8 protein-coding genes are annotated in these 9,481 nt (G+C 38.8%); 7 read left to right on the forward strand and 1 reads right to left on the reverse strand.

Annotated features, from left to right (window positions below):
- Positions 1–132: 132 nt before the first annotated feature.
- On the reverse strand, positions 133–1,455 hold the full coding sequence (locus HMPREF2867_RS07900; RefSeq protein ID WP_070576952.1) for a matrixin family metalloprotease: 1,323 nt from the start codon (positions 1,453–1,455) through the stop codon (positions 133–135).
- Between the two features lie 213 nt (positions 1,456–1,668).
- On the opposite strand from HMPREF2867_RS07900, the gene HMPREF2867_RS07905 reads away from it, so the two are divergent.
- The 7 genes from HMPREF2867_RS07905 (at position 1,669) to HMPREF2867_RS07935 (ending at position 9,418) form a co-directional block, all read left to right on the forward strand.
- The gene (locus HMPREF2867_RS07905) at positions 1,669–2,406 is read left to right on the forward strand and encodes a LytR/AlgR family response regulator transcription factor (protein ID WP_002891534.1); all 738 of its coding nucleotides are present in this window, start codon (positions 1,669–1,671) and stop codon (positions 2,404–2,406) included.
- A 311-nt stretch (positions 2,407–2,717) separates the two neighbouring features.
- On the forward strand, positions 2,718–3,896 hold the full coding sequence (locus tag HMPREF2867_RS07910; RefSeq protein WP_070576960.1) for a sensor histidine kinase: 1,179 nt from the start codon (positions 2,718–2,720) through the stop codon (positions 3,894–3,896).
- 111 nt (positions 3,897–4,007) lie between these two features.
- A complete protein-coding gene (locus tag HMPREF2867_RS07915; protein ID WP_070576954.1) occupies positions 4,008–5,387 on the forward strand; it encodes a hypothetical protein in 1,380 nt (459 codons plus the stop codon).
- A gap of 162 nt (positions 5,388–5,549) precedes the next feature.
- Entirely contained in the window at positions 5,550–5,822 is a 273-nt protein-coding gene (gene rpsP / locus HMPREF2867_RS07920; protein ID WP_002884675.1) for a 30S ribosomal protein S16, read from the forward strand.
- A gap of 11 nt (positions 5,823–5,833) precedes the next feature.
- Positions 5,834–6,082: a KH domain-containing protein gene (locus HMPREF2867_RS07925; RefSeq protein ID WP_002884680.1), complete on the forward strand. Its 249-nt coding sequence runs from the start codon at positions 5,834–5,836 to the stop codon at positions 6,080–6,082.
- A gap of 162 nt (positions 6,083–6,244) precedes the next feature.
- Positions 6,245–7,507, forward strand: coding sequence for a bifunctional folylpolyglutamate synthase/dihydrofolate synthase (locus HMPREF2867_RS07930; protein WP_070576956.1), 1,263 nt, complete (start codon positions 6,245–6,247; stop codon positions 7,505–7,507).
- 66 nt (positions 7,508–7,573) lie between these two features.
- Positions 7,574–9,418 (forward strand): APC family permease, encoded by a 1,845-nt coding sequence (locus HMPREF2867_RS07935; protein WP_070576958.1) that lies wholly within the window; start codon positions 7,574–7,576, stop codon positions 9,416–9,418.
- Positions 9,419–9,481: the final 63 nt, after the last annotated feature.

The following is a 9,481-nucleotide window of genomic DNA, read 5'->3' on the forward strand; positions in this document are numbered from 1 at the left end:
ACTTACATATTTTTTAAATTTGTAAGAAAAAATCGTGAACAGTCATTTTCTGGTCTTGAATGGTCATCTCACTTGTATAAAAAAAGCAGGACCTGATAGGTCTGCTTATATTTGTAGTGATGGTGTAAGAACTTAAATCTTGCTATAGAGTTTCTTAACATTGTTAATATCAACAGGTTGGATACTTGTCTTACCACCTTTAGGTTCCATTACAGAGGCAACGGCACTGTTATGTTCAAGTCCAATTGAGTGTCCTAATTCGTGTTGCGCAGTGTTAAGGAGTTTCCCACCGTTCTTTTGGTAATAATTGTTTTGAACATGGAAGGTGTTCAAGTAAACAGTAGCATTACTATATTGCTTAGTTGGGAGGTAGTAAGTAGAGTAGGTAACTCCAAGAGGAGCTGCCACATTACCTTCATAACGTTCATCAGCAATGATGTTGGCTTTTTGTTTATCGTTAGTGAGCAAGAAATTAAAGGCACCAGTGTTATTCCAAGAAGTGATAGCCTGTTTGTAGGCATTCACGATTTCAGGATTTTTAGCATTGATGAAAACTGTCGCTTCCTTGCTTGACCAGTGAGGAGTATCGTAATTCTCTTTTACGAGTTCGTTATTCTTTTGCCATACTTGAGCAATTCGGTCCACTGGTTTAGCAGGTTGGATAGGAGTGGCTTTAGGAGTTGTCGGTTTAGTGACAGTCGTTGTTGGCTTCTTAGGTTGTGTCGTTGTAGAAGTCGCTGGTTTGTTTACAACAGTCGTTGGTTTCTTAGGTTGAGTTGTAGATGTTGTAGGTTTGTTAGCAACTGTGGCTGGTTTTTTAGGTTGACTAACAGCAGGAGTTGATTGTTTAGATTTTGGTGTAGCTGTTGTCGTTGGTTTTGTAGAAGGTGTTAATGGTTTTGGAATATAAGTAGATAGAATCTTATGAACATTACCATTATTAATTTCTGTTGAAACCCATGTGGCACCATCTTTTGACCAGGTTTGTGCTTGAGCGACAGTTTCGGTCTTTGGTTCAGACTGGTTTTCTAGAGCCTTATGATTGCTATCTGTATTTGTCGGAATTCTAGTCTCATAGGTTTTGCTTCCAGTCTGGCTGTCGACAGTACTGCTAGCTGTTTGACTATTTTGTTTCAATTCCTCAAAAGTTGGAGTGTTTGTGGGAGTTTGTTCATAGTCATTTTCATGTGTATGAAAATCATCCACAGAGGTATGTGATATAGTAGTCACAGTAGTAGGTGTTTCAGTAGAAACATCTGTTTGAGCGATGGTATTTGTAGTTGTACCTGTTTCAAGTTCGGAAAATGTTAGAGCCTGGTTAGGATCTGAAACATAGGTTTGATCCGCAGAGGCATGCTGAGGACTTCCTACAAGAAAAGCGCTAATTATACCGACAGTTGCAAGGGTCAACAAGGTCTTTGTCTTAGTCCCTTGCGTTTTAAAAGAATGTAACATAACTTTCTCCTTTTTAATTTAAAACAAAAACAGTTCTCATGATAACACCTAAAAATGAATATAAAGTGACAATGAGATAACAATTGTTTTATAAATGAAATTAGGTGAGATAAAAAGACTTTATGCTGTAAAAAAAGGAATATTATCCAATTAATTATGATAAAATATTAGATAGGTATATTAAAGTATATTAGAAAGAAAGAGGGATATAAGATGCTTTCTATTATCGTCCTTGAAGATGATGCCTTGCAGCGTCATCGTGTTGGTCGTTTATTGGACGAAGCAGTTGAGGAGTCGAAGGCCGTTGTTGATGGGATTACTTTTTATGAACAGGGTCAGGAATTGTTAGATGCTGATAGAGGTTCGGGTAAATCCATGGTTTATCTTTTGGATATTGACCTTAAAAATCAAACTAAGCAGGGACTAGATATTGGGCTTGAAATCCGTAAGGAAGACTTGAAAGCACAAATTGCCTTTGTTACAGCTTACTCGGAGTTTATGCCCTTGACCTTCCGTTATAAGATTCAAGCTCTAGATTTTGTCGATAAATCCATGGAAGATGTGGATCTTAAGAGAGCTTTAGTAGAACTTTTAGATTTTGCTTATTCACAGGTTGAGCAAGAAACCAAGGCACAGAGTCTAACTGTTAAAACGGATAAAAATGATGTTAATATTCCTTATGATGATATTTTATACATTGAGACAGCCCCTGTGCCACATAAGTTAATCGCTCATACCAAGTCAAACCTAGTGGAATTCTATGGAAAAATTGCAGAAGTAGCAAAATTGGATGATATTTTCTTCCAAACGCACCGCTCTTTTGTTGTCAATGTGAATAATGTGACAAGTGTGGATCGTACAGCTAATATGGTCTTCTTTGAGGGAAACGAGTCATGCCTCCTATCGCGGACACGTAAAAAGGAACTTTTGGAACGTTTGAAAAATCGTTAGGTCTTAGATTTTCCCCTTCTTCTCTAATCATTATTGAAAGTTTTCTGAAATTCGAGATAATTATTTAATTTTATCTCATCTATTATCAGGAATTGTGATAGAATAGTGTTATGGCTTTTTGCCGTATATTTAGAGATGACTAGAAGGAGGTGGCTAACCATTAAATGATGCTCAATTTGCAAATTGCATTAGAATATCTTTTGCATTTCATTGTCATACAGTGGATCTACGAAAGGACCAGCTTGGTCAAGGTACCACGTATGATCCTTCCTATTGCGTTCCTGGTTGAATGTATAGGGGGAATACTGGGGATGTCATATAATGTCGGTTTGTCCTTTATGACACCGTTCTACCTTCTTTTCTATGCCTATTTCTATGGTAAGGAGAGAACCACCAATATGTTGGCTTTTTATGCCTTCTATCCTCTAGTTCTCTATCTGTTGATTTTTAATGGTTATGCCTACTTCCTGATGCCAGGGTTCGGCATCACATCGGATTTTCTAAACAGAAGTTATCTTTATTTCATTTTCTTTGACCTTTTAATTATTCCAACATTTGTCGCTCTATCCAAGCTCCTTAACATTGATTTTAAATATTTGAGGGTCTTAGAGCGAGATCGTAAATTTGGTCGGATTATGTTTTTCACTAACTTTATCTTGATTAGCTATGTGATTTTGAACTATTCTGTCGTCGTGGCCTCGCGATTCTTTGCCTTGTACTATGCTGGACATGTGATAACCTTAGTGGGGTTTGTAGCTATTTTTTATGCTGTTTACAAGGTTAATAAATATGCAGATGAATTCTTTGAAAATGAGCGTAGAAAAGAAAATCGACGTCACTTGGATGATTTAGAGAAGTATTCTGAGCAGGTCGAAAGTCTTTACGAAACGCTACGCAGTTTCCGTCACGACTATACTAATGTTATGATTTCGCTTAATGAAGCCATCCAGATGAAAGACATCGATCAAATCAAGATGATTTATGATAGTGTCTTGAAAGATTCGGCATCAGATTTGAAGCAGCAAAAGTTTGATTTGGCAAAATTAACTCGTGTGACCAATATGCCACTTAAGAGTCTTTTATCATCTAAAGTGGCTGAGGCTTTTGATAAAGGTATTCAATGTCATGTGGAGGTTGAAGAGGGCGTCTTCTTCACAGATATGCGTCCACTCGACTTGATTACAATCATATCCATTCTTTGTGATAATGCTATAGAAGCTACTGTATTAGCAGATGAACCAAAATTATCTATCGCTATCTTTAAGATGGAAAATCAATCCGTTATTGTTGTTGAGAATTCAACTAAGGAAGCTTCTATTGATGTGGCTCCTTTGAAACAAAGAGGATTTTCAACAAAAGGAACAGGTCGAGGATTGGGCTTGGCAAATATCGAAGAGATTCTCTTTAGATACGATAATGTCACGCTTGAAACGGAATCAGCACAACACCGTTTTGTCCAATTATTGTCTATTACACCAAAAGAAGATTAATGGGGATTTAATAAGAATTTTTAGAATTCTTGTTAATCCCTATTTTTATGTTAAAAAGTATGGTAAAATAGGGAAGTTAATCATGTGTTTTTTAATTCAGGGGGATTTATTATGTTGAAAGACGAATGGTTAGAGTACTTTGAGGCTGTGAATGGCCGAAAACCAAGACCAATCGACTTTAAAGAAGCCTTGGAACGAGGAGAGTTTGTTCTCTCTGAAGGTGCAGAGGCTCACCAAGTAGCTGATCAAGGAGAATCATCAGCTGACCAACAGTTTGAAGAAGGAACCGCAACTGCCAGAGCACTAGCCCAGTCTCAGAAAGAGCGTGACAACGCGCAAGAGGCTATGGCAAATGCGGCCCAAGAAAAGAGAAAGGCCCTATCTCAAGAGATTGTTGGTCAAGTAAGAACCATTCAGTCGGGCCGTCAGGCTGAGGATATTCAAAAAGAAGAGGAACAACGCAAACGCGTCGCAGAGGCTAAGGAGCGTTTGGCAAGCTATGCGCCAACCCGTCCAGATGCAGGAAATCATTCTGTGAATACCTCGAGTGAGCCTAATCAATCTATTCCAGTTTTCAGTAACCAAGCACAGCATCTTGGATTGTCTGAGGATTTGACAAAACTTGATTATAAGGAAGAAAAAGCAGCTAAGAAGCTTGCTCGTCAAGCTGCTCGGGATAAGAAAAAGGCTGAAAAATTAGCTGCTAAAGCTAAATCTAAGGAAGAACAGACAGTTGCCAAACTAGAAAAGAGATTGGAAAGTCAGGTTCGTCTTCTAGAAACGATTCAAAACGCTAATCAAAAATCGCAAAAGGCCAAAAATTGGGGCAAAGGAGCCTTGATTTCTAGTCTTGTTGCTGTTGTTTTGATGTTGCTTGTTGGTGGTGTCTACGGTTTTTGGCGTAATGCTTCGGGGAACATTGAGGGGACTTGGGAATTAAAATCGTCTAAGGTCTTGGACGAAAATTCTGGAAAGTTAACCAATGCTCTGAAAGAACATGAAGATAAAGATGAAATTTACGTCTCTTTCCTTAAAGTTGATCAGTCTAATAATTTACAAACACATTCTTACTTTTATAAAAAAGGTGAGGAGGATCAGCCTACTTTTACAGCTTCAGATTATTTGAAGGAATATCAAGTTGTTGATCAGTGGAATAAATCAATCACCTATACTAAAGAAGTTTCAGAATTTAAGCGTGAGTTGACTAAAGTTGTCTCGCAACTTTATCCTAATGCAGATAAGAATCTAGTAGATTACTATATTTCGGATAACGTAGATAACTACCGACTCTACCGTAAAGGGAAACGCACCAAGTCTTATACTGTTAATAAAGATACCTTGGTTGTTTCTACCTACAACGAGGATGGCAAGTTGACCAGTCGTGATACTTATGAGAAAGTATCAAAAGCAGCGGCTAAGGGTTTAGAAGCTGAATATGCTGAAGCAAAGGTAGCTTATGAAAAAAATCATAAGACTACAACTAAGAAATAGTCGAAAAGGAAGTTAGAGTCAAACTCTAACTTTTTTTGTAGAAATTTTAAGTCTGTCAAGTTTTTTTCTTGACACATAAAAATGATATGGTATACTAGTTAAGGTCGAGGGGCGATAAGTGCCCTCACCATAATAAAAAACTAAAGAAAAGAGATATTAAAAATGGCAGTAAAAATCCGTTTGACTCGTATGGGTTCTAAGAAAAAACCTTTCTACCGTATTAACGTTGCAGATTCACGTGCTCCACGTGATGGACGTTTCATCGAAACAGTTGGTACTTACAACCCACTCGTTGAAGAAAACCAAGTAACACTTAAAGAAGAACGTGTTCTTGAGTGGTTGTCTAAAGGTGCACAACCTTCAGATACAGTTCGTAACATCCTTTCAAAAGAAGGCGTTATGAAGAAATTCCACGAATCAAAATTCTCAAAATAATTTTTTAGCCTATGGATACCATTGAAAATCTTATTATCGCTATCGTTAAACCTTTAATTGCTTCACCAGATCAGTTGACCATCAAAATTATTGACGGTCCTGAGTTTTTGGAGTACCATCTTGATCTTGCCCCAGCCGATATTGGGCGTGTTATCGGGAAAAAAGGACGTACTATTACGGCGATAAGAGCGATTGTCTATTCGGTACCTACTCAAGGTAAAAAAGTTCGTCTTGTTATTGACGAAAAAGAGAAAGCTTAAGAGGTGACCCTAGGGTTGCCTTTTTTGCATATTTTGGTTATACCTAGAAGTCTTTGGTATAATAAGAGCGTCAAAGCATTAAGCTCAAGGAAAAACTAGAAATCTAGTTTTGAGGTCGGCTTAATGACTAAGTTGAAGCATTGGCCTAAAAAAGGAGTAATTATGACTTATCAGGAAGCGTTGGATTGGATTCATGGACAATTAAAATTTGGCATCAAGCCTGGCTTGGAGCGTATGGCTTGGATGCTTAAAGAGTTGGGAAATCCACAAGATAATTTCAAGGCTGTGCATATCGTGGGAACAAACGGCAAAGGGTCTACAGTCAATGCCCTCCAAACCATTTTCACCCAAGCAGGTTATGAAGTTGGAACCTTTACTTCACCCTATATTGTTGACTTCAAGGAACGAATCTCTCTTAATGGTCAGATGATTTCAGAAGAGGACTTACTTGACCTGGTTAATCGTGTGAAGCCTGTGGTTGAACGTCTACCAAAAGAGACAGAGCATGAAAATGCGACAGAGTTTGAAATTATCACAGTCTTGATGTTCCTCTATTTTGGTCAGGTCCATCCTGTGGATATCGCATTCATTGAAGCTGGAATGGGTGGTCTTCATGATTCAACCAATCTCTTTAAGCCCTTGGCAGTCCTATGTCCTTCGATTGGTTTAGACCATCAGGCTATTTTGGGGAATACCCATGCTGAAATTGCAGCTGAGAAGGCCGGTGTTTTGAAGAATGCGGCACCCTTTATTTATGCGACTGATCGTACTGATGTTCGAGATGTTTTCGAGAAGAAGGCGCGTGAAGAAGGGTCTAAGACCTATGAGCTGGGGAGAGATTTCACAGCTACAGGGTCAAGCCATTCCTTTGATTTTACCTATGGAGTGCAAAGGTTAGATGATATAGCCTTGGCTATGGCCGGTCAACACCAAGTAGCAAATGCTAGCTTGGCTATCATGGCTTCTTTATTGCTTCAAAAAGACTATCCTAAAGTAACGCCTGAACTCATAAAGGTTGCCCTGGCTCATGCCAATTGGCGAGGTCGAACAGAATTTTTAAGACCTAATCTTATGATTGATGGTGCTCATAATAATGAGAGTGTTAAAGTTTTGATTGACTTGTTGCAATCAGAATATGCAGATAAGGAGATTGAACTTCTCTTTGCAGCGATTGATACCAAGCCTATTGATGGTATGCTGGCTCAACTAAAATCGGTTGGTGACTTGACTGTAACGAGTTTTGATTATCCAAACAGTGTTAAATTAGATAAATACCCAGAGGTTTATAAGCAGGTACCAGATTTCAAAACATGGATTAAAGAACATGTAACGACTGACAATAAGAAACTTTATGTGATTACGGGATCTCTATACTTTATTTCTCAGGTCAGAAAATGGGTTTTAGAGCAGGCAAGTGATGTTTAAGACTTGAAAGATGACATTTAGGGGCGTATAATAACCTTCGTATGTTTTAAAAGCAAGGAGATCGCAATGTTTCAACGTCTGAAAAGCATTTTAATCGGTGAACCTTTAACTCATGATGATAGTGGTGATGAACACTTATTGTCCAAGATTCAGGCCTTGGCCATGTTGTCGAGTGATGCACTCTCATCTATCGCCTATGGTCCAGAGCAAGTCGTCTTGGTTCTGACAGCTGTATCTAGTGCGGCTATTTGGTGGTCAATCCCTATTGGGCTTTTGGTTCTTGTCCTTTTGGCCAGCCTTACCATCTCTTATAGACAGGTTATCAAGGCCTATCCTCAAGGTGGTGGTGCCTATATGGTAACGACGGAAAATCTGTCTCCTAAGTTTGGCTTGATAGCTGGAGGCAGTCTTTTGGTCGATTACATGTTGACAGTTGCTGTTTCAGTGGCCTCAGGTGCAGATGCCATTACTTCAGCCCTTCCCTTCCTTCATCCTTTCAATCTTGAGATATCAATGATTTTGGTGCTTGTTTTGATGGTTATGAACCTTAGGGGAATGCGTGAATCGGCAAAATCTTTGATGATACCGGTTTATCTCTTCATTGTTTCGACGCTGTTCTTGTTGGGATTTGGTTTCTTTCAAATTTTAACTGGTCATATGCCTTACGCAGCCACAGCACATTTAGGACAACCCATTACAGGGGTGTCATTGATTCTTATTTTAAGGGCCTTTACTTCAGGTTCTGCCTCATTGACAGGGGTAGAAGCCATCTCTAATGCGGTGCCTTTCTTTCAAAAACCTAAGGCCAAAAATGCAGCTTCAACCCTCTTTATCATGTCTAGCATTTTGGGGGCTATGTTTGCGGGAATTACCTTCCTCAACTGGTGGACAGGTATTACACCTCATGCAGGAGTAACTATCTTGTCACAAATGGCTAGAGAAATTCTTGGTCAATCATGGATTGGTAGTATTCTATTTTACATTTTCCAATTCTCTACTGCTATGATTCTTGCAGTGGCAGCTAACACAGGTTTTTCAGCCTTTCCGATGTTGTCCTTTAATATGGCGAAAAATAAATACATGCCTCACATGTATCTTGAAAAAGGTGCACGTATGGGATACTCTAATGGGATCTTGACACTTGCAATTGGTGCCATTACCCTTTTGTTTATTTTCCGAGGAAATACGGAACGTTTGATTCCGCTTTACACCATCGGTGTATTTATTCCATTTGCTCTTTCTCAAACGGGGATGGTTGTCCATTGGATTCGTGAATATGGTAAGGGATTCTGGAAACACTCTTTAGCAAATATCTTAGGTGCCCTCATTTGTTATGCTATCGTTCTCATTCTCTTCCTTTTCCGTTTAGGAGATATCTGGCCATTCTTCCCGATTATTGCAATCTTGATGTGGATGTTCCTTAAGATTAAAAAACACTATAATGGTGTTGCTCAACAGTTGCGTATTGATGGAGCGGTAGAAGAACACCATTATCAAGGAAATATTGTTCTTATCCTTGTTGGGAATGTTACCAAGGCTAATATCGGAGCTATTTCCTATGCACGTTCTATTGGTGACAAGGTTATCGCCATGCATGTATCTACTAAGGATACAGAGAACAAGGACAAGGAAACTGAACAAGAGTTTAAAAAATATTTCCCTGAAATTGAGATGGTTCATATCCAATCACCATATAGCTCAATCACTCAGTCAACCATTCAGTATGTGGACGAGGTCGCCACTCAAGCTGAGAAGGATAATGCGACTCTGACAGTCATGATTCCTCAGTTTGTACCTAAAAAATCATGGCAAACCATGCTTCACAACCAAATGAGTTTACGATTGAAATATTATCTCAAATGGCGTGAGAATATTGTGGTTTCATCTTATTCTTACCACTTGAAAGACTAAAAAATATAAGCGAAGATATCCTCTATATGAGGCTCTTTGTCAACTGTAGTGGGTGACGAAAAG

This window comes from Streptococcus sp. HMSC064H09 (genome assembly GCF_001812625.1).
Lineage (GTDB): Bacteria > Bacillota > Bacilli > Lactobacillales > Streptococcaceae > Streptococcus.